Below are 23,951 nucleotides of genomic sequence, written 5' to 3'. Positions count from 1 at the left end.
TTTTATTTTTTTATGGGGTGATTTACTTTTTGGGAGTTTCACGCAAGGTGTAAATCTTCGAACTCCATGGTGAATAGCTACGTTTTACACGAGTGATGGTGAGTACCGTTTCTTCTACGTCGTGTACCTCATCCTGCATCTCGTGTAATGCCATAGAGATGGCAGCGTAAACTTCGCCCGGAGCTTGTGACAGCTCTTTCGCTTCTTGTTTGTCGATGCCTTTAGATTTCATAGCATTACGTTTGCTCAAATTTACGGCTACTTTTCCTACAATCTTGAAAGCAATAAAGAGAAGAATCAATCCGCAGAATACTACGCTCATGGCAGAAATAGACATTCCAATACCTTCAGCATCGTGTTCCTCAAATTTTTCCATTTTGGCATTACTGTCAAGAGTCTTATTGTTAGTGCTCGGAGTCACGTATTTGTCACCACTTCCACCTTTTACTTCCCACTCCATTGCTCCGTCGCTTATGCGAGCGTATGATTGGTCGGGACCGAGAGCGCCTGCCGGCACTACAATCTGGTCAAGCAACTTTCTGCCGGAGTCGTACAAGCCAATCCAGTTGGCAGTCTCCGGATTCAGCTTAAAACTGGTATGGAAAGTACCGCGGTTAGGCTCGCCGTCTGCCCAGAACAGAGCATGTTGACGTGGTTTCACTAATGTCAGTATATCACCTTTCGGGATAAAATAAGTAACTGTATCGCCCGGTTGGCTACTTACTTTCAGCAAACAAGCTGCCAGGTCGGCGCTACCGAATGATTTATTGAATATTTCGATCCATGCACTGTGCAACCCGTAGTCGTCCTGAAAATTACTCTGATTGTCTATCAGGATTTCATTCAGTACCAACTTGTTGTTTGACTTTTGCTCTCCACAAGAAGTCAGCCCAATCAGCAACAGCAAAGAAAGGAATATTCCGATTTTGGTTTTGTTCATAATCGTTCTTGTTTTAATGTGAAAAGTTGGATTACAACGGAATATTACCATGCTTCTTAGCCGGATTACTCAATTTCTTAGTCTGCAACTGCTGCAAAGCACGGATCACGCGGAAACGTGTGTTGCGTGGTTCAATCACATCGTCAATGTAGCCGTATTTTGCTGCATTGTAGGGATTGGCAAACAGTTTCGTGTATTCTGCTTCTTTCTCTGCAAGGAATTGGGCAGGATTTTCCTGATCTTTAGCCTCACGTGCGTACAATACTTCTACTGCTCCTGCACCACCCATTACTGCAATTTCGGCAGTCGGCCATGCGTAGTTCATATCACCGCGAAGTTGCTTACAGCTCATCACGATGTGAGAACCTCCGTAAGATTTACGTAATGTGATAGTAACCTTGGGCACAGTAGCTTCACCGTAAGCGTACAACAGCTTAGCTCCATGAAGGATAACACCGTTGTATTCCTGCCCTGTTCCCGGAAGGAATCCCGGTACGTCTACCAACGATACGATAGGAATATTGAATGCATCACAGAAACGGACGAAACGTGCACCCTTGCGAGATGCATTGCTGTCGAGCACACCAGCCAGATACTTGGGCTGATTAGCAACGATACCTACTGACTGGCCGTTGAAACGGGCAAAACCGATGATGATATTCTTTGCATAATCTTTCTGGATTTCAAGGAATTCACCGTTGTCCACGATAGCGCCGATTACTTCGTACATATCATACGGTTTAGTTGGGCTGTCGGGAATGATATCGTTCAAAGAATCTTCCAAACGGTCGATTGGGTCTGTACAATCTACATAAGGAGCTTCTTCAAGATTATTTTGAGGAATAAAGCTTAACAGTTTACGAATCAGTTCGAAACCTTCTTCTTCTGTTTTAGCGGTGAAGTGAGTCACGCCTGATTTTGTGGAGTGAACGCTTGCACCACCGAGGTTTTCTTGGCTAACATCTTCACCTGTTACGGTTTTCACAACTTTTGGTCCGGTAAGGAACATATAAGAAGTGCCTTCCATCATCAGCGTGAAGTCGGTCAGAGCCGGAGAATAAACAGCACCACCGGCACAAGGACCGAAGATACCGGAAATCTGTGGGATAACACCGGAAGCAAGGATATTGCGTTGGAAGATTTCTGCATAACCGGCCAAAGCATTGATACCTTCCTGGATACGTGCACCACCCGAGTCGTTGATACCGATGCAGGGAGCACCCATTTTCATTGCCTGATCCATGATTTTACAGATTTTCAGTGACATTGTTTCTGACAGTGAACCGGCAGAAACGGTAAAGTCCTGTGCGAACACATATACCAAACGTCCTTCGATCGTACCGCAGCCGGTCACTACTCCGTCGCCCGGATAATGTTTTTTATCCATACCGAAGTTCGTGCATCTGTGCTCAACGAACATGTCCATTTCTTCGAAGCTACCCTCATCAAGCAGCATAGCCAGACGCTCGCGTGCTGTGTATTTCCCTTTTTCATGTTGCTTCGCAATTGCTTTTTCACCGCCTCCGATACGTGCTACGGCACGGCGTTCAATAAGCTCTTTAATTTTTTCAAGTTGATTACTCATGAGTTCTTGTTGGTTTTAGAGTTTATGATTAATGTTCGCAGAGTTCTGTTAACACGCCCAGAGTTGATTTCGGGTGAAGGAAAGCGATATTCAAACCTTCAGCACCTTTGCGGGGAGCTTTGTCGATAAGGCGGATTTCTTTGCTTTCTGCTTCTGCCAAAGCATTAGCTACGCCATCTTCTACAGCAAATGCAACGTGATGAACACCTGCACCTTTGTTTTCAATAAATTTGGCAATGGTACTTTCAGGGCAAGTCGGTTCCAACAGTTCGATTTTGGTTTCACCTACTTTTAAAAAAGCGGTTCTTACTTTCTGATCTTCCACTGTTTCAATGTTGTAACACTTCAGACCTAATACATTTTCGTAGTAAGGAAGGGCTTCTTCAATGCTTTTTACAGCAATGCCCAGATGTTCAATGTGTGAAATCTTCATAACTATACTTTTTTTATTTGGTTTTAAATCTGTGCTCATAAGGCATAAAACAGCACAAAGAAAGACAATTCTTACCTAATAAAGAAATATTTCTGCATTTAATTGTTGGGTGATAAAGCAGAAAAAATGGTGGACAAGGAACATAAAGAGTTGTTTTGTAATCTTGAGATTACATTTAGATGTAAAATTTGACTAAGAGTTTGTTCAGCCAATTCCAGTTGACGCGGAACCAGCGGCGGGTACTACTTTGTTTTCCTCCGAAGCGGAGAACAAAATCACGATAGCCGTGTCTGCGGAACGGAAGACCCACATCCATAAATTCCATGTGGCGGAATCCTCGCTGGTGTGCATCTTCCAATGCTTTCCAAACGGCTAGCACGCCCGGATATTGAAGTGCGTACGTCTTTCTCATCCCTCCTGAAAACCAGAGGTATGCATCGTCTCCCGAATAGATGCAGACGGAACCGCCGATGATTTTCTCTTTATATTTTACAACGAATATTTTTGCTAGTTTTCCTTTAATTAGCACGCTGTTCATGTGACGGAAGAAATCGTTGGCAGGAAAATATCTGCGTATGCGGGAAGAATAGACTTTGTGTAGCATTCGTGAGAAGGCGTGTATTTCTTCCACTGTATGTGCTTCCTCTACTCTGGCTCCATTTTTGAGTCCTTTTTTGATCTGCCGGATGCGCGACGGACTGAATCGGTCTTCCGTCTTTTTCATGCTGTGTAACGAATTGCGTACCCGTAACCAGTTGACAGGGAAATAATCGTTGGCTCTGAAAACCCGATAGCCGAACATCGAATTGTTCAGGTTTCGGAATTCGATCAGGACACAGCTGCGCGATGCTTCCTGCGTGAGATGTTCGAGCATATCCCCAAAGACTTCTTCTGCTTTCTCTTTATTGTCAGAAAGGGATTCGTCCAGAAATTCACCTTCGCTATATACTACACAATGTTTCACTAAAGAGGAAGGAAGCCACTTTTTAGCTTTGCGGATAGCGGCGAGCAGGCGTGCCACAGGTTTGCCGTCTTCCGTTGCGACTATTAATAAAGGAGTATACCCGGGAGTTGCTTCATAAATCTGAAATAACTCTTTGGAATGGAAGGTGTTTTTTCCCGGTAATTCAGGAATATCCTTCCCTTGATAATATGTCGTTAGTTTAAGTGGCATCTAGGTACAAATTTACACTTTTTATTCTTTATTCAACAACAAAACGGAGAATTTGTTGGAGATGCTTGAAGTAAAGTGCTGTTTATCTTTGCGAATTTATTGGAAAAAATATATCTTTTAAGAGAAAAATGGTATAAAAGGTGAGTACGTGTATAAATTATGTTCGTCATAATTATGATTATAATCAAATAGTTTTTGCAAAACAACGAGAATTAATATTAACTTTAAATTAGAACGAATGAGATACAATGCATTTGTTGAAGCATGGAAGAATCATCATAGACGCGCTTCCATGATTTTAGGGCTGTCTTTATTGTATGCCCCTCTGTCATATTCTGTTTATGCAGAAGATGGAGTCTCTAATACTATGGTGCAAGTTGTCACACAAACGAAAACTGTGAAAGGAACTGTTGTTGATGAAAGCGGGGAGCCACTGATTGGTGTTTCTATTGTTGTGAAAGGAACAAGTACAGGTACGATTACTGATTTTGACGGTAACTTTTCTATCAATCTTCCAGCGGGAAGAAAAGAACTGGTCATTTCTTATATCGGTTATAAAGAACAAACTGTAACAGTGGCGGGGAATGGACCGGTCAATGTGAAAATGGTTTCGGATACAAAGGCATTGGATGAGGTTGTTGTGGTGGGTTACGGTACGATGAAGAAACGCGATTTAACCGGGGCTATCACTTCTGTAAAAAGTGAAGATGTCGTAATGAACCCGGGCTCGAATCCGATGCAGGCTTTGCAAGGTAAAGTAGCAGGATTGGACATTACGCGTGAATCGGGACAGGCCGGTTCGGGAGTAAAGATGCAGCTGCGTGGTAACCGGTCATTCCAGAAGGATTCTGGAAATCCTTTATTTATAATTGATGGTATGCCAGGGGATTATTCTACATTGAATCCTAATGATATTGAAAGTATTGAAGTTTTAAAAGATGCTTCCTCAACGGCTATTTATGGTTCGAGTGGTGCAAATGGTGTTATTTTAATTACTACAAAAGGCGGTAAGGAAGGTAAAGCTATAGTTAATTTTAATGCGTATGTAGGTGTAAACGGCTGGTCAAGAACACCGGAGATGCGTAGTGGAGAGAGCTATATACAAACATTGAGAGATGCTTCTATTGGTGCTGGTGATGGACGTTGGAGTTCAGTTGCAGATGATAAAAATCTGTTTACTACTGATGCTGAATGGAATGCGCATCAAAATGGACAATATATAGACTGGGTGGATGCTTTGTTGAAAACTAGTGTAACACAGAATTATTCAGTTTCTGTGGCCGGTGGAACGGAAAAAACAAAAGCCTATTTTTCTCTGAATTTTTCTAATGAGGATGGGCAGTTTGCACAAGATAGCTATAAACTTTATTCATCTAAAATCCGGGTAGACCATAAGATTAAGAACTGGATGAAGGTTGGGATTGATACGCAGTTATCCTATGTACATCAAAATAAAGCTGATTCTGATTTGCAGACTTTGATGGCATCAAATCCCCTTGGAACTTTGTATAATGAAGATGGGAGTATAAACCCTCAACCAGTTGCCGACCCTTCATCTACAGTATATAATTATCTTTTGAATGAGGATAAAAGTTTGTATCGCAATCAGGCCCAAAACCTCAAAGTATATTTTAATCCTTATTTGGAAATCACTCCTCTTAAAGGATTGACTTTTATTACTCGTGCCGGTGCCAGTTTGGGATATTCACGTAGCAATACTTTTACCGGAGAGGGATCTGTTCAATGGTATAAAGCAAATCAAACGGCAGATGGCATTAAGGCACAGGTAAAAGACAGCCGTTCGTATAACTATAAATGGGAGAATATACTTACCTACAATTTCCAAATTAAGAAAGTACATGATATAACTCTTACCGCGGTTACGTCTTGGAATCATAATCGTAGTGATGTCACTACTTTGTATCAGAAAGGTGTTTCTGATAATAAATTCTTATGGCATAATATTCTTGACGGTAATTCTGCAACTTCGGGAAGTACTTCATATAGCATGTCTAAAGGAATGGGATATGTCGGTCGTTTGAATTACTCATATTTGGGCAGGTATTTGCTCTCTGCATCTGTTCGTCATGACGGATCTTCCAGACTGGCAGAAGGTAATAAATGGGATACCTTCCCGGCTTTTTCTTTGGGTTGGAGAATTTCTGACGAGAAATTTATGGAGAGTACGACAAATTGGTTGAGCAATCTGAAAATTCGCTTTGGATACGGTGTTACAGGTAGTACGGCAGGTATTGATCCTTACTCTTCTGCTGCGTCATTGGATGCTACTTCTGTCAATATGGTGTTAGGGGGTGTTTTGACGCCTATTTATAAGTTCTCACAGAATATTCCAAACTACTTGCTTACGTGGGAAAAGTCATATAATACCAATATCGGTATTGATGCTGCGTTCCTGAATAATCGTATTGATGTTAGTATGGAATATTATAATACAAAAACGAAAGATGTTATATGGAATAAAGCTCTTCCTGTTGTAAACGGTGCATTCTCACCAGATGGTGGAACTACAGCGAATTATACCACAAATTTGAATATGTGTGAGACTAGCAATAAAGGTTTTGAGTTGGCTCTTAATACACGCAATATTATAACAAAGAATTTTACTTGGAGCTCTAGTGTGACTTTCAATCATAATAAGGAAGAAATTACTAAATTGTCCGGTGGAGATTCTGATGTGCTTAATAATGGTGACACTGGATATGCATTGGCATTGGGAGAAGCTATTAATTCTTATTATCATTATAAGTTGGACGGTGTATGGCAAAAGGGGGAAGAGACTGATGCGGCAGTATTTGGGGCTGCACCTGGTGATTTGAAAATCAATATACCTAATTTGGTAAAGGAGGCAGATGGCAGATTCTATAAGATTGATGAGGAAACGGGGCGTGCTGCCGTAGATGCAAATGGTAATGTTATTTATTATACATCTGATAATAAATATACTCCAAGTGATGCGGATTATCAAATCTTGGGTCACAATTCTCCGGATTGGTCTTTAGGTTTTCAGAATAATTTCACTTGGAAGGACTTTGATTTAAGTATATTCGTGTATGCACGCTACGGACAGATGTTTGCCTATGATATGCTGACATCTTATGACCCGAAGGGTATACGTAACTTCCCAACATATTTCAATTATTGGACGGAAAACAATCCATCAAATGATTTTCCTGCTGCCAATGCTAATAAAGGGCTTGAACAATATACAGGATATTATGGACTACGTTATGTAGACGGTTCATTTATAAAGATTAAGAACATAACCTTGGGATATAGCTTGCCGAAATCCATATTAAAATCAGCCGGTATAGAGAAATGTCGTTTCTATGCTACAATTACAAATCCGTTTGTATTTGCAAAAAGCCATTTGCTGAAAGACTATGATCCTGAAATGAATGGCTCTCTGAAGTACCCATTGACCAAACAATTTGTATTTGGTGTAAATGTTACATTCTAGTTTTCACTAAAAAAAGTATTGAAATGAAAAGAACAATCTATAAAATAGCAGCGCTTACATTCGCTGTGGCTTCAATGTCTGCCTGCTCGCTTGATGAGTATAATCCAAGTCAAAAAACAGGGGATGAAATTCTTGCTACTTTTGATGGGCTCAAAGGATTACAATCTTACTGTTATTCATCACTTTATGGGCAGTTATTCAGTGTGTATGATTTCTTATCCGTTGCTGAAGGCGGAACGGACTGTTGGATAACTCCTGCAGGTAATCCTGATTATGCCAAACAGGTGATTTATTATGATGGTTTAGCCACAAATACCAATGCGACAAATAAGTTGTTTGGTCAGGCTTATTCTATGATCGGTAATTGTAATGCGGTAGTGACCAGAGCTGAATTGGTAACTGACGGTAATGAAAAGGATATAACGACTTTAGTGGCTGAAGCCCGTTGTCTCCGTGCATTCTATTACTCTATATTAGTGAATAATTATGGCAATGTAACATTAACATTGGAAGAATCATCCCAAGATCCTATTTTGACTCCGCGGCGTAACTCGATTGAAGAACTATATACGCAGATAATTGATGATTTGAAATTTGCAGCCAACAATCTTGAGGACACCCCTTACGATAATAATCGTGCGCGTGTGACTAAGAAGACTGCGTTAGGACTTTTGGCTCGTGTCTACGCTCAAGGTGGAGGTGAATATGGTTTGACAGAGGATGGAGTATCTTATTGGCAGCGTGCAAAAGAAGTGGCAGAAGATATGATTTCAGCATATAGCAGTTGTCTTTATGATGATGTGGAAGATGTTTGGGCACCGGCGAACAATCGAAATAATAAGGAGGCCTTATTTATTGCTGCCGGTCCGGATGCAACAAATCTGGAGATTTGGAACGCGGGGACACAATGTAATAATAACTTTACTTATATGTATCCAAAACCAAATACTTTAACTATTTATCCAACACCGGATAATCAAAACTATTGGTATGGACGTACAAATAATAGTACTTTGGCACCCTCCAAGTATTTGTTGGATTGCTTTGATGCAGATTATGATAAGCGATGGGAGGTAACCTTTACGACCGCCTTTGTGCAGTTCTCCGGCGTACAGTCGGGAGGTAGCTACCTATTTACTAATAAGAAGCAAACATTGGATGATGGTACTACACCGAAAATAGGAACCAAACATGGTGTAAATGATAACATTAGTTCATTTACAATTCTTACTCAAAATATGATTAATACTTATGGGTTGGATGCAAAATTTCATAATGAGTATATTTATCCATATGGTGACTTGAATTATGCATATTACGATGGAACTTGGGCTCCGAGGCTTACTGCCAAGGTTTGGCCTAAAGGAGAAAATAGCGGTGATCCTTCCAAGTTGCAAGAAGTGAAGAATCCTTATGTAATCCCTTATCCTGTTGCTGAAGACGATGATAGAATTTGTTTCTATTTGTCAAAAGAAAAACTTTCGGATGCGGAAAAAGCGAAACGTAGATATTATGTAATCAATATTGATGATTTGTTTGATAACGGACAATATCGTAAAACGGATATAAAAGTCACTAATGACAAAAACATGTATCCTGGTTTCAACAAATTTAATTGGCTATCGGAAGATTCATATAGTAGTAATCTGCAACGTAAGACAGGTGATGTATTCATTATGCGTATGGCTGAAGTATATCTGATTGCTGCTGAAGCTAACCAGCAATTAGGAAATGGCGGAAAAGCGGCAGAATATCTGAATGTACTGAAAAAGCGTGCAGCTCGTGATGATGCATCTTACAATGCCATGAAATTGAGTAATGCTACACAAAATGATGTTATGGACGAGTATGCTCGTGAATTATGTGGAGAATATCAACGTTGGGTGACGATGAAGCGTCACAAAGATTCTTTCAAACAACGTCTTACTGTTGGTAATCCTCGTGCGGCTGAAAACTTTGATGAAAACAAGCATTATTTACGTCCGATCTCTTTTAACTTCTTGAGTCAGATTGATAATGCAGAAGAATATGGAAATAATGGGTATTAGAACTCTTACAGATTAAATTTTAAATTAGGAGGGGATATGTCGCGATGACATATCCCTTTTTTATATATTTTCTTTATCTTTGTGCCATCGAACAGAGCTTTATAATTTAAGCGGAACTATGATAGAAGAAATATTAGCTTACAACAAAGAATTTGTTGAGAACAAGGGATATGAATCGTATATTACCAACAAATATCCCGATAAGAAAATAGCTATTCTTTCCTGTATGGACACCCGACTGACTGCTTTGCTTCCAGCCGCATTAGGAATTAAGAATGGCGATGTAAAAATGATAAAGAATGCAGGTGGCGTTATTTCCCATCCTTTCGGTAGCGTGATCCGGAGTTTACTCGTAGCTATCTTTGAACTGGGTGTGGAGGAGATAATGGTGATTGCTCATTCTGATTGTGGAGCTTGTCATATGCATAGTGAAACGATGCTTGAAAAGATGACGGCACGGGGGATAAATCCGGATTATATTGACATGATGCGCTTCTGCGGAGTTGATTTTCATGCCTGGCTGGATGGCTTCGAAGATACGGAAAAGTCCGTGAGGGGAACAGTCGATTTTATCGTGCGTCATCCTTTGATTCCTTCAGATGTGACAGTTTACGGATTTATTATCGATTCTACAACTGGAGAATTAACACGGATTGTATAGATAAACTATCTTTTTAATACCTCTAAATATAGTGACGCTATCCTGAATACAAAAAAATAAGGCAGCTTTTTATCGGCTGCCTTTATCTTTCTACGGTTATATACTTTCTTTGACTGGTGCACTCGTTTGTGACAAATAGGGTGCCCGTACATCTCAATTTCTGCCTCACGGCTAGCTTTACGATTCGCTTTAACGTAATCGTCTTGTGTAATTCGCTTTTTCATAATGAAATTATTTCTCTGTGCAAAGATACGATATATTCTTCATTTAGTATAAACTTTTATTTCCTATTACGCTCGGTTTGCATTATCTTTGCATACATTAATCAAATGAAACCGGAAATAATATGGAAAATTTCAGTGAATTGATAAAGAACCGTCGTAGTATGCGGAAGTTCACCGATGAAGAATTGACACAAGATCAGGTAGTTGCATTGATGAAAGCAGCTTTGATGTCTCCTTCTTCCAAACGTAGTAATAGTTGGCAGTTTGTAGTGGTTGATGATAAAGAGGTATTGAAAGAATTGTCTCATTGCAAAGAACAGGCTTCTTCGTTCATTGCCGACGCAGCTTTGGCGATTGTTGTAATGGCCGATCCGTTGGCTAGCGATGTTTGGATTGAAGACGCTTCCATTGCTTCCATCATGATACAGTTGCAGGCTGAAGATCTTGGCTTGGGAAGTTGTTGGGTGCAGGTTCGCGAACGTTTCACTGCTACCGGAATGCCTTCCGATGAATTTGTCCATGGAATTTTGGATATTCCTTTGCAACTTCAGATTCTTTCTGTCATTGCTATCGGCCATAAAGGGATGGAACGTAAACCTTTCAATGAGGAACATCTTCAATGGGAGAAAATTCATATTAATAAGTTTGGAGGAAAATAAGCATGGGAGCTGCTAAAGCGAATAATAGTAAAGATACCTATCTGGCTACCGCTGTTACCTTTATTGTAATCGGAGCACTTTTTCTGATCGATAAGTTGATTCATTTTTCTTCCATCGGGCTACCATGGGTAATGAATAAGGACAATATGTTATTGTACGCTTCGATCTGTTTCCTTATTTTCAAACGCGATAAATCAATTGGTCTGGTGTTGCTTGGCCTTTGGCTAGTGATGAATATCGGTTTGGTAATATCCTTATTAGGTTCGTTATCCGGATATCTGTTGCCATTGACATTGCTCATCATCGGAATCATTTTATTCTGGTTTGCAAAACGATAAGAGAATAATGAAAAGAAGTATAGAAGATACACCGATCGTGTTTATCGGTGCAGGTAACTTGGCTACTAATCTGGCGAAAGCTCTTTATCGTAAAGGCTTCCGCATTGTACAGATATATAGCCGGACCATGGAATCTGCCCGTGCCTTAGCCGAGAAAGTAGAAGCTGAATATACTACAGATTTGCAGGCTGTCTCCAAAGATGCAAAATTGTATATCGTATCGTTGAAAGATGCCGCTTTAGTAGATTTGTTACCGCAGATAACAGAAGGAAAGCAGGCGTCTTTGTTGGTGCATACGGCAGGAAGCATCCCGATGAGCGTTTGGGAAGGGCATGCAGAACGTTACGGAGTATTCTATCCGATGCAGACATTCAGCAAACAGCGTGAAGTCAAATTTCAGGAAGTGCCTTTCTTTGTTGAAGCGAAAAGGCCGGAAGATGTGGAGCTGTTGAAGGCTGTTGCCGCCACTCTTTCGGAAAAGGTCTACGAAGCTTCTTCCGAGCAACGTAAAAGCCTTCATTTAGCTGCTGTTTTTATCTGTAACTTCACAAATCACATGTATGCATTAGCAGCCGATTTACTTGAAAAATACAACTTGCCTTTCGATGTCATGCTTCCGCTGATAGATGAAACGGCTCGTAAAGTACACGAATTGGCGCCACGTGATGCACAGACCGGACCCGCTGTTCGTTACGATGAGAATGTGATGAGTAATCATCTTGCCATGTTGGTAGATTCTCCGGCATTGCAGGAAATATATAAACTAATGAGCAAAAGTATCCATGAGCACCATCAACTATGATTTATCCCGTATCAAAGCTTTAGCTTTTGACGTGGACGGAGTATTGAGTTCGACCACTGTACCTTTGCATCCTTCCGGTGAACCGATGCGAACCGTGAATATCAAAGATGGATATGCCATCCAGCTGGCTGTGAAAAAAGGACTTCACATAGCTATCATCACCGGTGGCCGCACAGAAGCGGTACGTATTCGTTTTGAAGGACTGGGAGTGAAGGAATTATACATGGGTTCTGCTGTGAAGATACACGATTATCGTGCTTTTCGTGATAAGTACGGATTGACCGATGATGAAATTTTATATATGGGAGATGACGTACCGGATATCGAAGTGATGCGTGAGTGCGGACTGCCATGCTGTCCGAAAGATGCCGTGCCGGAAGTGAAATCCGTTGCAAAGTATATCTCATATGCAGACGGTGGACGCGGATGCGGACGTGATGTAGTGGAGCAGGTGCTGAAAGCTCACGGTCTATGGATGGCGGAAGACGCTTTCGGTTGGTGAATGGATTAGACGATTGGACAATTTACGATTTACGATTGGAGTATCTTTGTAAATTAATCCGGTGATGTCAATAGCAGTACTTTTGACCGTCAACGAAATTGCTCTTAATCATCAACAGAAACATTTTTCAATCATCAATAAAAAGTATTTTCAATCGTAAATAGTAAATCGTCAAATCGTAAATAAAATCATGCTTGATAACTTAAAGAAATACCGGATTATATTAGCTTCCAATTCTCCCCGTCGGAAAGAACTGATGTCAGGACTGGGAGTAGACTATGTAGTCAGAACATTGCCAGATATAGACGAGTCATATCCGGACACATTGGTGGGTGCTGAAATACCTGAATATATTGCTCGTGAAAAGGCAGATGCTTACCGTACCATGATGAAGCCGGGAGAATTATTGATTACGGCAGATACCATAGTCTGGTTAGATGGGAAAGTACTTGGAAAACCGGAGGGCAGGGAAGGAGCCGTTGAAATGCTTCGTACTCTTTCGGGAAAATCTCATCAGGTCTTCACAGGAGTTTGCCTGACTACTACCGAGTGGCAAAAAAGCTTTACCGCTTCCTCCGAAGTTTTGTTTGATGTCTTGTCGGAAGATGAAATCCTGTATTACGTAGATCGTTATCAGCCGATGGATAAGGCAGGAGCTTATGGCGTTCAGGAATGGATCGGATATATCGGGGTTAAATCAATTTCCGGTAGTTTCTATAATATTATGGGACTTCCTATACAGAAACTGTACGGAGAGTTGAAAAAGCTATAGTAAGTATCTTGAATCTATCTGAATATATCAGTGTAATTAACGTATTGATTACATAAAATACATAAGATATACTTAGTACAATAATGCAAAAAAGGCTGCCTCGAAATAGAAAATGAGGCAGCCTTTTTCTGTATTTTTAAGCAGGAACATTTACTGAATATCCCAAACTGAAAGATGCGAAAACTATAATAAATCCAGCATCAGAGGAATATCTTCTTCCCGAATTCCTTGTGTGAGAAGAGCCTCTTCATCTTTATGGAACATTTCCAAGAATCGTTCCCGGTTTCCACTTGCTGTAATGGCTTTTCCATAGAAAACGGCAGCTTTCTGAATATCTCCCATCACCCAAGCAACATGTCCTGCATTCATATAGTCAATAGCCAGAGGCTTTTGTTCTATTATTTTTTCATAATACTTCATCGCCTGTTCATGTTTCTGGCTGATGAATGAACACCAGCCGATACCACGCCATGCCTTGATGCAATTGCTCTCGATGAAATCCAGTTTGAAGAAATAATTCAGTGCTTCTTCATATTGCCCCAATTCAGCCAGACAACTACCGATATGGAAAGTCACGTTGGTATCTTCCGGAGCAGCTTCTTCTACCTTTTTGTAGTAGGTGATTGCTACCTGATAGTTTCTGTTCAGCCGATAACAAATAGCCAGATGGCGATTGTTCCAGATATTATCCGGTTTCAGCGTGTCTGCTTTCAGGTAAGCCTGAATAGCCTCTGCATATTTCTTCCTTTTTTGCAATGCATAGCCAAACTTCTGATAATATTCCGCACTCTCTCCTTCGAATCCGCCAATCGTTTCCAACTCCTCATAAATTTCGATAGCCTCGTCCCAACGTTCCTTTGACAGGTAGAAATCGGCAATGGGAAACAATACATCTTCCCAGTGCAATATATTATCGAGTGCAGGGACATGATGAAGATCGAGCTTCTCTTTAAAAATATCTCTGAATTCACTCTTACGCACACTAAGTTTGAAGAAACGATACAAATCGTGCAGGTATTGGTTGCTGACCGTTCCCGGACGTTCATTGAATTTCTTCATCGTCTCAACATTCGATTTCTCCGCCAATTCTGCAACCTGCTGTTCGTTCAGTTGGCTCAACATCATATCCTGTTGTGACTGTGGCAATTGATGGATCGTGAAAAAGAGCGAGTACTTATCACTATTGCTGAAGAACCCCGATTGAAGAATTAAATCCAGTAGACTGCCTCCCTGATTTCCCGCCTGCTTCATTGCCTTGAGCACATTAGACTGTTGCTTGCTGAATGGATAAAACCAGTTATGTACCTCGCGGAAGAACGGATAGTTTTTCAATGCCGCAAAAGTGCTCATATATACATCTGCACCCTCCAACTGCAATTCGTTCATTTCACGCAATTTATCCCCCAGTCCGGATTTCTCGAATGCATCTTCCCAATCCGGATTCATATCGTTGTTCTCTTCATCGCTTTCTTCAAAGCCGAACCGCATATTTTTCATGGAGGAAACATTCTTCAGCATTTCGGGAATAATCTCCTCCCTCATCTTTTTATCAATCTTTTCCGTTTCCTGACATAATAGCATTTGGCGGTAAATACGTGCGACATCTTCTCTGAATGAAGGAATTTCTTCCATGAGATCCACCCTTTTTATCAGTTCCGGATAGAAAGTAAGGCGGCTTCTGTAAATGTGGAAAATAATCATCGCACCAACCAATGCCCGTTGACTGACGTTGACGTTGGGATGCTCGTAAGCATCAAGCAACCACATTATTTTTCGTAAGTCGAAACATTCCATCAAGCTTAATGTGAGGGCGCTGACAAACAAACATAAGTCATCTCCCGGAAGTAATTCCGAGGCAAGCATGGCTTTTGCATCTTCCTCGTCTTCGGGAGTCCATGCACTATTCGTCCATGTTCTGATAAACATAAACTTGAGCGTGTCCTCATGCCGCTTTAATACTTCATCCATCTTTTCGTCAGACAGTAATCCGCTGACTGCCAAGTCGTCATTAAAAGACTCCAGTATGTGCAATATGGTTTTAAGACCATAGTTTGACAAGTCTGGCGATTTGGGAGTGCGTCGTACTTCATGATAGTATCTTGATGAAGCGTTATCCAATATGAGCAAACGTGATTGGTCGGCAATTCCCCACGTGTCTGATACCATTTTCTGATACAGATTCCACCGTTCAGGGTCATTTGCTCCTTGTTTCATGTATTCCAGCATATACTTGTAGGAAGTCTGCAATTGTTCCAGGCGGGTACGCAGATCCCAGTCAGGACACTGCCACAGCAGAGATTCCAACTGCATCAAAGCTTCCTTGAGTCTTTTCTCTTCAAGTAAGGTACGTATATATGCGTATTGTTCATTAATCGTTTTTTCGTTCATCATTATTTAATTATTTACTTTTTCCAATCCAAGTCAAACGTTTCCAGAGACCCTCAAAAGGACCATGTTTATGGTGTCGGAGCCACCACGAACAGAATACCATTTGTAATAGAACAAAAAGGATGCCAAAAAGGAAACTATATGTGATTCCTAAATATCGTCCCAATTCGAATCCCCAATGATAGAACAAAAGAGAACCGAAAATAGATTGCCCGAGATAGTTCGTTAAACTCATTTTACCATAAGAGGTGAAACGCATAAAGAAACTGCGGTCTTTCACACGGTAGAAAGTCAACAGTAATCCTGTCACCAGTAATACCATGAAACTAAGGCTGCTGAATGAACTTAATATCAATTGTAGAGGAACAAGGACGGCACTCCGTTCGATGAATTCCGGCAACATATTATTTAATCCGTAGATGGGGAAGAAGCAGAGAAGCGAAATTGCCAATGCTTTTAGCCACAAGCGTTCGTTCTGTTCGCTATACAGGAAATATTTGCGGCGACCAACCAGCATTCCGAATAGGAATAGTCCCGGTGTTTGTAAGATACGTCCGTGTTCCAATGCCCAGGTCATGTTAGCCATTTGTCCTTCCCACATATTCATGCGGACTGTTTCAAGGAAGTTGCCATGCTTTTGCACGTCGAAAGCGATGCTGAAATAATAGCCTGCCAGACTTTTACCTGCCACATAGTCAGGATTGCATAAGGCATAGATCAATTTTGCCCAGTCGATAGGTTGAAGGATTAATAAAGTAGCAAAGATAGCAACTGTACGGTCACTCATCCGGCAAAATATCGGCAGGATAATTCCTAAAATCGCATACATGGTTAATATTTCACCGGTAAAGAAAGCGGCATTGAATTGTCCTATAATGAACAGGATGAATAATCTCCATAAAAAACGCAGGCGGAAATCTTTCCCTCTCCGTTGTTGGTTATTGTCCTGAATATAGAAACTGAAACCGAATAGCAAAGCAAATACAGCGTATGCTTTATTGCTGAATGTGAAGAATAATCCTCTCCAGATTGCCTGATCGGTAAATTTCATCCATTCAAAAGGGACTTCTTCCGGAAAAGAATAGAAATTAAAGTGTTCAATACTGTGCAAGAGGATGATTCCCATTACTGCCAATCCTCTTAATACGTCGGCCACGTCTATTCGGGCATTGGTTTCGGCGATTTTACTTTCCATGTTTTTTTAGCTATTGTTATTAATAAGATTAATATTTGTTCCAAGAGGAATATATTCAGGCACGGATTACGCGGATTACACGGCTTCAAAAAGATTGCGCAGCCAAAACCGTGTAATCCGCGTAATCCGTGCCTAATTCCTTATTTATAATTTCATTCATAACCCTATGGGAATGAATGATAGTCTGTTTTCAACTACTACGATTAATACTTAATACTTGAATTAAAACCTCACCTGTACCTGTGCCTGTATCAGATTGGAATCTTTCTGTCCATCTCCTTTTTTGTCACAAAAGGTGTATTGTGCCTGCAATCGACATCTGGGATAAAACCAGTATTGTACGCCTGCAATATAGTTATTTTGTTTGAAATCTGCGCTCTTGTTCGGGTTGAAATAATCGTACGAAGCGATGAAATCGAAATTCCGTGCAAAGCGTAGGCTTCCCGTTGCATAGAAGCCTTCACTTGTCACACTTCGGTCTTTTCCGCCAAGATATTCCGTACGCAGATTAAAAGTCGGAGTAGTGACAACACCTCCTGCACTCCAACGTTTCTTGGCGTAATTTTCTCCCGCTTTGATTCCGGTATATTCCGAATCGGCTATGGCGTGCCCTGTTCCGCGGATGAACGAACCACCTACGGATAACCATTTCAGAGGATAAACCATCAAATTGCCGACCACATCTTTCTGGTTGTTTTTGTCTTTGGTATTCAATCCCTGCCCGTTCATTACGGCCACTTTATATTGCAGGAAGTCTCGAAATACTTTCCCGTGAAGCATCATGCCAATATCCCGTCCGGAAGTCATTCCGTAACACTTATCGCTACCGCTTACTCCTGCCAGATAGCAGACAGATTGTGAATAGCAATTAATAAGTTCTACTGTAGTAGGAGACAATTCATTTTCTATGGTATAAGGAACTTTGAATTCACCGATACGTGCCGTAAGTCCGGGGAGAAACTGATAATCGGTATATACTTCGAGTAGCATACCGCCATTGTAGAAGTCGTACATAAAGTCGCAAGTCCACCGTTTGGTGATCTTTCCATGTGCCATGAAAATGATTCTTTTGATGTCGAATGTATTGTCAGGATTCGCTGCATCGTCGTATGTATATCCCAGCTGGGCATATCCGGAGAGGCTAATTCGTTCTTTCAGCGTGTTGACAACCTGATTTAGTGGCGTTTGTTCTTGTGCAAGAAGGGCATTTTGCATACCTATTATACATAATACAAAAGTGAAGAGTTTAAGTAGTGTTTTTCGCATGAGTCAGTTGTTATTTGATTATGGTTGATACTGTGGGGATAAACGTAGTGTCAATCAGATTCTTTTCAGAGTAGGTTTGGGGTATTCGGTGGTTTTCTTTCAACCAGTGTATAGCCTTGTCTATCGCTTCAGCGGAGGGGCGTTTTGCTTTTTGATAACCGGGGAGGGCAACGAGCCCTGTCAGATTTTCGGGCACACCTATTTCTATCAGTACTTGTTCCCATTCTTTCTGCGGGTGCATTTTTATATAATTTACTCCCAGGTTATATCCTGTGATGAGTAACTCGATTTCTTTTCTCTTTTCGTTGAGTGCTTTTCGTGAAAAAGCGGTAGCGGTGAAATCGATACCCAGCTCTTGCGTACTTACCAATGAACGATGTTTATTGTTCATGGCGATGGATGCGGCAGGATCGGGCAGGAAAGAGGCGTCAATCTGATTGTACTGCAACATTTGCAGGCGGAGAAGAAGCTGGCCGATTTCCGGCATGTTTATTTCCGTATGCTTGATTCCGGCTTTGCTTAATAGCTGGTCGGTGGCATATTCGATAACTGTGTTGCGCGATACAGCGATATTCTTTTCCTTGAGCTGTTCCAGTTGGTTGATATTACTTTCTTTGGAGACAATGAAGCAGAAATAACCGTCATTCTTCAGGATGAATGCTAAATCAGTATGATGAATAGCTTGTAATGCTACCGCACTGGGATAATCAGTAATCATGCCATCCATTTTCCGGGTTTGGAAAGCAGCGTCCCGGTCGTTGGCAGAGTTGAATGAAAGAATGGTCAAGTCCAGTCCTAATGAGTCGTAAATGCCTTGCGTTTTGGCTATATGAAAAGGAAGTCCGTCTAGTGTAGGCATCATGCCTAAGGTAAGTGGTTGCAGTTCGGCTAGAGGTAAAAAAGAGCTGTCTCCTTTCTTACTCTGGCAAGAGTAAAGGAAGAAAAGGATGAACCAAAAGAATAGTACCGGTCTTTTCATACCTCGTTTTTATAAATAAGAGGACCTCTTTTTTTATAAATAGGGGCAACTCTTTTCACAAAGAACTGCCCCGACCAACATTTTTGTGTGAAATTAACAATAATCTTATTCTTGAATAGCAGCGATACCCGGAAGAACTTTTCCTTCGATTGCTTCGAGCAATGCGCCACCACCAGTTGAAACATAAGACACACCGTTAGCCAAACCGAACTTGTTAACGCAAGCTACAGAGTCGCCACCACCTACGAGTGAGAATGCGCCTTTCTTAGTTGCTTCAACGATTGCTTCACCTACTGCACGTGAACCGTGAGTGAAGTTATCAAATTCGAATACGCCTGTAGGACCGTTCCAAAGAATAGTCTTAGATTCTTTGATCACGTTAGCGAAGATTTCTTCAGTCTTAGGACCGATGTCAAGACCTTCCCATCCGTCAGGAATTTCGTCAACAGCACAGAATTTAGTATTTGCATCGTTAGAGAATGCGTCAGCAATCTTAGCGTCAACAGCCAATACCAGGTTTACACCTTTTTCTTTAGCTTTCTTTATCAAATCCAAAGCCAGGTCAAGTTTGTCGTCCTCACAGATAGAGATACCGATTTTACCCCCCATTGCTTTAGTAAATGTATAAGTCATACCACCGGCGATGATCAGGTTGTCCACCTTGCTCAACAGGTTTTCGATGATTTCGATCTTAGAAGAAACTTTAGAACCACCCATGATAGCAGTGAACGGACGTTGGATGTCGTTCAATACTTTATCAACAGCTTTCACTTCTTTCTCCATCAAGTAACCGAACATCTTGTTGTTTACGTCGAAATATTTAGCGATCAATGCTGTAGAAGCGTGTGCACGGTGGGCAGTACCGAATGCGTCGTTTACGTAGCAGTCAGCGTAAGAAGCCAATTTCTTGGTAAATTCTTTCTGGCTTTCTTTTACAGCTTTCTTAGCAGCAGCTTTTTCTTCGTCAGTTGCATCTTCTGCCAAACCTCTTGGTTTGCCTTCTTCTTCAGCGTAGAAACGAAGGTTTTCGAGCAACAGCACTTCTCCCGGTTGCAGAGCAGCAGCTTTTACAGCAGCTTCTTCGCCCATGCAGTCGTTAGCGAACTGAACCTCAACGCCCAGCAGTTCAGACAGATGCTTGATGATATGTTTTAAAGAGAACTTATCGGCAACGCCTTTCGGACGGCCCAGGTGAGAGCCAATGATGATGCTTCCGCCGTCTGCCAGAATCTTCTTCAAAGTAGGAAGAGCTGCACGCATACGAGTGTCATCTGTAATGTTGAAGTTTTCGTCCAGGGGTACATTGAAGTCCACGCGAACAAATGCCTTTTTACCGGCAAAATTGAATTTGTCAATTGTCTGCATAATACTCTATTTTTATTTAAAAGTGTTTTTAAAATTCTTCTTTTAGAACGACTGCAAAGTTACTATTTATTTCGGTTCCTTGCTATTAAATCGTTATTTATTCTTGGCTTTTGGTTCCTCTTTTGTAACTTTATAGGTGTTACAGAAATATTTGCACATCATTTGCAAACCACAGGTGTCACATTTGGGAGTACGTGCCTGACAAACGTAACGGCCGTGCAGGATGAGCCAGTGATGGGCAATCGGTATGAGCTTTTCCGGAATATTCTTCACCAGTTCTTTTTCCACGCTGAACGGGGTGGTGCAACTGTCCGGGACCAGTCCGATGCGGTGGCTGACACGGAACACGTGTGTATCTACCGCCATTGCCGCTTTTTTGAATACAACCGACTGAATCACATTGGCAGTCTTTCTTCCTACACCGGGCAACTTTATCAGATCTTCCAGATTATCCGGCACCTCGCTATTGAAGTCATTTACCAGCATCTTTGCCATGCCGACCAGATGTTTGGCTTTGTTGTTGGGATAAGACACGCTTCGTATGTATTCGAAAATCACTTCCGGCGTAGTGGCAGCCAGTGCTTCCGGAGTCGGAAAATCTTTATACAAAGGAGGAGTGATGATATTCACCCGTTTGTCCGTGCATTGTGCAGAAAGAATAACAGCGATCAGCAACTCATACGGATTGTTGTAATGCAGTTCGGTTTCGGCTACAGGTATGTTGTCCTGAAACCAGGCGATTACTTTCTCATAACGTTCTTTCTTTCTCATCGTAGCTTGTTTTTATGGTAATGAGGCGTCACTTTTAGTCTGAAATAGAGGGCGGAAACTACCGTCAGGCAGGCTCCGAAAAGATAGGCCTTATCAAATGTACTTATTTCTGCGATATATCCTCCGGTCAGCATACCGATGCCGATTCCTACATCCCAGGAAGTGAGGTAGGTAGAAGTCGCTGTTCCCCGCTGGCTGTTAGGGGCGAGGTTGACAAACAGCGTGTTAAATGCCGGAAACATAATGCCAAACCCGACACCCATTAATAATGCGATGCCAAAAAACAGCAGGGTACAGACGGTATCATTCCATTGAATCAGGTATACACAGGCTGAAAGCAGGAAGAAACTGAAAACAACCAGGTATAATCCGGCAGCTATTACTTGCGTTATTTTTCCGCGATCCACCAGTTTTCCTGAAAAGATGCGGGAGATGGCCATACCGACTGCCATAAAGGTAAAGAAGAACCCGGTTTGTGTGTTCAATCCTATTTGGCGGGCGTACATGGCGACATAGTTAGTGGTCATTCCGTAAGGGATGGAAAGTAACAGCAGACTAAGTCCGGCAGGCAGTCCTTTCATCAGGATAAAGCGGTCGAGCGAGATCGGCTCCCGTTTCACAGGAGGCTTGTAGGGCGTTTTTACCAGACTTGCACATAGAAAACCTAAAATGCAGGAACCGAATGCATAACAGAATATCGTAGCAAAAGAAACTCCCGCATCATGCAGAAACAGTCCGAACATCGGTCCGATGGACATGGCTGTGTTGTTGGTAAGCCCGTAATAACCTAAGCCTTCCCCTCGCCGGGAAGAGGGCATAATGTCTATCACTACCGTGTTTCCGCCTACTGTGACCATTCCGAAAGAGACTCCGTGAATGATTCGGAAGATAATAAATAAGGTAAGGGAACCGGCAATTAAATATCCGCCGAACATCATCATGAAGATGAAGTAAGCAAACAGATAAAGAGGTTTCCGGGCAAACGTGTCGAGCAGATAGCCGGAAAACGGACGGATACAGAGGGCTGCCACCGTGTAGCAGGAGAGGACAATGCCGATAGTGGAATTTCCAGCCTGAAAGAATTCGGATAAATAGAACGGCAAAACAGGAATCAGCAACCAGAAACCGAAGTATAGCAGGAAGTTGGCTGCCAAGATGAAACAATAACTGGGAGTAATGAGTCTATCCTTTGCCATAATGAATGTATTTGTTTCACCACAGAGGACGCAGAGGACGCAGAGTCTCACGGAGTTTTTTCTTTCTAATGACTTTCTATGAAAAACGAGCCGTAGTTGATACGGCTGAAATAAGAACTCTGTGTCCTCTGCGTCCTCTGTGGTGAAATCTAATTTAGTAAGCGCTCTCGAATTCTTTTAGGAAGCGCGTATCGTTTTCAGAGAACATACGGAGGTCTTTCACCTGATATTTCAGGTTTGTGATACGCTCGATACCCATACCGAGAGCATAACCGCTGTATATTTTGCTGTCTATTCCGTTTGATTCAAGTACGTTCGGGTCTACCATACCGCAACCGAGGATTTCTACCCAGCCGGTGTGTTTACAGAACGGACATCCTTTGCCACCGCAGATGTTACAGCTGATATCCATTTCCGCACTTGGTTCGGTAAACGGGAAGTAAGACGGACGCAGACGAATTTTTGTATCAGCACCGAACATTTCTTTGGCGAAGAGCAGCAACACCTGCTTCAAGTCGGTGAATGATACGTTTTTATCTACATACAGTGCTTCTACCTGATGGAAGAAACAGTGTGCGCGATAGCTGATAGCTTCGTTACGATATACACGTCCCGGACAGATGATGCGGATAGGAGGCTGTGACGTTTCCATCACACGGGTCTGTACAGAAGAAGTATGTGTACGCAATACTACGTCCGGGTGGGCTTCGATAAAGAAAGTATCCTGCATATCGCGTGCCGGATGGTCTTCGGCAAAGTTCAGTGCCGAGAACACGTGCCAGTCATCTTCAATTTCCGGACCTTCGGCAATGCTGAATCCCAGACGGGCAAAGATATCAATGATTTCGTTCTTTACAATGGTGAGCGGGTGGCGTGTGCCGAGTTCCACAGGATAAGCCGAACGTGTCAAATCCAGTCCGTCACAATCGTTGTCCTGACTTTCAAACATTTCTTTCAGCGCGTTGATTTTGTCCTGCGCTTTTGTTTTCAGTTCATTCAGTCTCATGCCGACTTCTTTTTTCTGTTCGGCAGCTACGTTACGGAAATCTGCCATTAAGTCGTTAATGGCTCCCTTCTTACTTAGGTATTTGATGCGGAGAGCTTCGAGTTCTTCGGCATTGGAGGCGTGTAAGGCTTCCACCTCTTTCAGAAGTTGTTCAATCTTAGCTATCATA

21 protein-coding genes are annotated in these 23,951 nt (G+C 41.8%); 8 read left to right on the top strand and 13 right to left on the bottom strand.

What is annotated here, in order from left to right; all coding sequences use genetic code 11:
- Nucleotides 1-22: 22 nt before the first annotated feature.
- From I2I13_RS11465 to I2I13_RS11450, 4 genes are all read right to left on the bottom strand, one after another.
- A complete protein-coding gene (locus I2I13_RS11465; protein WP_195649552.1) occupies nt 23-940 on the bottom strand; it encodes an OadG family transporter subunit in 918 nt (305 codons plus the stop codon).
- A gap of 31 nt (nt 941-971) precedes the next feature.
- Complete coding sequence (locus I2I13_RS11460) at nt 972-2,525, bottom strand: acyl-CoA carboxylase subunit beta (protein ID WP_148364686.1); 1,554 nt, start codon at nt 2,523-2,525, stop codon at nt 972-974.
- Between the two features lie 28 nt (nt 2,526-2,553).
- On the bottom strand, nt 2,554-2,958 hold the full coding sequence (mce, locus tag I2I13_RS11455; RefSeq protein ID WP_002561104.1) for a methylmalonyl-CoA epimerase: 405 nt from the start codon (nt 2,956-2,958) through the stop codon (nt 2,554-2,556).
- 175 nt (nt 2,959-3,133) lie between these two features.
- Nucleotides 3,134-4,132: a GNAT family N-acetyltransferase gene (locus I2I13_RS11450; protein WP_148364687.1), complete on the bottom strand. Its 999-nt coding sequence runs from the start codon at nt 4,130-4,132 to the stop codon at nt 3,134-3,136.
- Nucleotides 4,133-4,370: 238 nt separating this feature from the next.
- On the opposite strand from I2I13_RS11450, the gene I2I13_RS11445 reads away from it, so the two are divergent.
- The 3 genes from I2I13_RS11445 (at nt 4,371) to I2I13_RS11435 (ending at nt 10,319) form a co-directional block, all read left to right on the top strand.
- Entirely contained in the window at nt 4,371-7,610 is a 3,240-nt protein-coding gene (locus I2I13_RS11445) for a TonB-dependent receptor (RefSeq protein ID WP_148364688.1), read from the top strand.
- A 23-nt stretch (nt 7,611-7,633) separates the two neighbouring features.
- Complete coding sequence (locus I2I13_RS11440; RefSeq protein WP_195649551.1) at nt 7,634-9,658, top strand: RagB/SusD family nutrient uptake outer membrane protein; 2,025 nt, start codon at nt 7,634-7,636, stop codon at nt 9,656-9,658.
- A 118-nt stretch (nt 9,659-9,776) separates the two neighbouring features.
- The gene (locus tag I2I13_RS11435) at nt 9,777-10,319 is read left to right on the top strand and encodes a carbonic anhydrase (RefSeq protein WP_148364690.1); all 543 of its coding nucleotides are present in this window, start codon (nt 9,777-9,779) and stop codon (nt 10,317-10,319) included.
- Between the two features lie 5 nt (nt 10,320-10,324).
- Here the strand turns inward: I2I13_RS11435 and I2I13_RS11430 are convergent, their stop codons facing one another.
- The gene (locus I2I13_RS11430) at nt 10,325-10,543 is read right to left on the bottom strand and encodes a hypothetical protein (RefSeq protein WP_148364691.1); all 219 of its coding nucleotides are present in this window, start codon (nt 10,541-10,543) and stop codon (nt 10,325-10,327) included.
- Nucleotides 10,544-10,665: 122 nt separating this feature from the next.
- Here I2I13_RS11430 and I2I13_RS11425 point away from each other — a divergent pair, with 122 nt between their 5' ends.
- From I2I13_RS11425 to I2I13_RS11405, 5 genes are all read left to right on the top strand, one after another.
- Nucleotides 10,666-11,202 (top strand): nitroreductase family protein, encoded by a 537-nt coding sequence (locus tag I2I13_RS11425; protein ID WP_004327009.1) that lies wholly within the window; start codon nt 10,666-10,668, stop codon nt 11,200-11,202.
- A gap of 2 nt (nt 11,203-11,204) precedes the next feature.
- Nucleotides 11,205-11,540 (top strand): hypothetical protein, encoded by a 336-nt coding sequence (locus I2I13_RS11420; RefSeq protein ID WP_148364692.1) that lies wholly within the window; start codon nt 11,205-11,207, stop codon nt 11,538-11,540.
- A gap of 7 nt (nt 11,541-11,547) precedes the next feature.
- Nucleotides 11,548-12,342 (top strand): Rossmann-like and DUF2520 domain-containing protein, encoded by a 795-nt coding sequence (locus I2I13_RS11415; RefSeq protein WP_195649550.1) that lies wholly within the window; start codon nt 11,548-11,550, stop codon nt 12,340-12,342.
- The gene (locus I2I13_RS11410) at nt 12,323-12,844 is read left to right on the top strand and encodes an HAD family hydrolase (RefSeq protein ID WP_195649549.1); all 522 of its coding nucleotides are present in this window, start codon (nt 12,323-12,325) and stop codon (nt 12,842-12,844) included. Before I2I13_RS11415 ends, I2I13_RS11410 begins: the two co-directional genes overlap by 20 nt.
- 190 nt (nt 12,845-13,034) lie before the next feature.
- Nucleotides 13,035-13,616 carry a Maf-like protein gene (locus I2I13_RS11405; RefSeq protein WP_148364695.1) on the top strand — a complete coding sequence of 194 codons (582 nt, stop codon included), beginning with the start codon at nt 13,035-13,037 and terminating at the stop codon, nt 13,614-13,616.
- Between the two features lie 183 nt (nt 13,617-13,799).
- Here the strand turns inward: I2I13_RS11405 and I2I13_RS11400 are convergent, their stop codons facing one another.
- The 8 genes from I2I13_RS11400 to pheS all read right to left on the bottom strand — a co-directional run bounded on the left by I2I13_RS11400 (nt 13,800) and on the right by pheS (nt 23,950).
- Nucleotides 13,800-16,007 carry a tetratricopeptide repeat protein gene (locus I2I13_RS11400; protein ID WP_195649548.1) on the bottom strand — a complete coding sequence of 736 codons (2,208 nt, stop codon included), beginning with the start codon at nt 16,005-16,007 and terminating at the stop codon, nt 13,800-13,802.
- A gap of 7 nt (nt 16,008-16,014) precedes the next feature.
- Complete coding sequence (locus I2I13_RS11395; protein ID WP_148364696.1) at nt 16,015-17,199, bottom strand: DUF418 domain-containing protein; 1,185 nt, start codon at nt 17,197-17,199, stop codon at nt 16,015-16,017.
- A 222-nt stretch (nt 17,200-17,421) separates the two neighbouring features.
- The gene (locus I2I13_RS11390) at nt 17,422-18,414 is read right to left on the bottom strand and encodes a porin (protein ID WP_195649547.1); all 993 of its coding nucleotides are present in this window, start codon (nt 18,412-18,414) and stop codon (nt 17,422-17,424) included.
- A gap of 61 nt (nt 18,415-18,475) precedes the next feature.
- Nucleotides 18,476-19,444: an ABC transporter substrate-binding protein gene (locus tag I2I13_RS11385; RefSeq protein ID WP_195649546.1), complete on the bottom strand. Its 969-nt coding sequence runs from the start codon at nt 19,442-19,444 to the stop codon at nt 18,476-18,478.
- A gap of 105 nt (nt 19,445-19,549) precedes the next feature.
- The gene (gene pgk, locus I2I13_RS11380; protein ID WP_148364699.1) at nt 19,550-20,809 is read right to left on the bottom strand and encodes a phosphoglycerate kinase; all 1,260 of its coding nucleotides are present in this window, start codon (nt 20,807-20,809) and stop codon (nt 19,550-19,552) included.
- Between the two features lie 93 nt (nt 20,810-20,902).
- Complete coding sequence (nth, locus tag I2I13_RS11375; RefSeq protein ID WP_004300865.1) at nt 20,903-21,580, bottom strand: endonuclease III; 678 nt, start codon at nt 21,578-21,580, stop codon at nt 20,903-20,905.
- Entirely contained in the window at nt 21,577-22,776 is a 1,200-nt protein-coding gene (locus I2I13_RS11370) for an MFS transporter (protein WP_148364700.1), read from the bottom strand. Before I2I13_RS11370 ends, nth begins: the two co-directional genes overlap by 4 nt.
- A 154-nt stretch (nt 22,777-22,930) precedes the next feature.
- A complete protein-coding gene (gene pheS / locus I2I13_RS11365; RefSeq protein ID WP_148364701.1) occupies nt 22,931-23,950 on the bottom strand; it encodes a phenylalanine--tRNA ligase subunit alpha in 1,020 nt (339 codons plus the stop codon).
- Nucleotide 23,951: the final 1 nt, after the last annotated feature.

It is taken from the genome of Bacteroides sp. D55t1_190419_B8 (assembly GCF_015558905.1).
GTDB classification, from domain to species: domain Bacteria; phylum Bacteroidota; class Bacteroidia; order Bacteroidales; family Bacteroidaceae; genus Bacteroides; species Bacteroides vicugnae.
The sequence above is the reverse complement of the archived record's forward strand: the minus strand, read 5'-3'. Positions and strand labels throughout refer to the sequence as shown.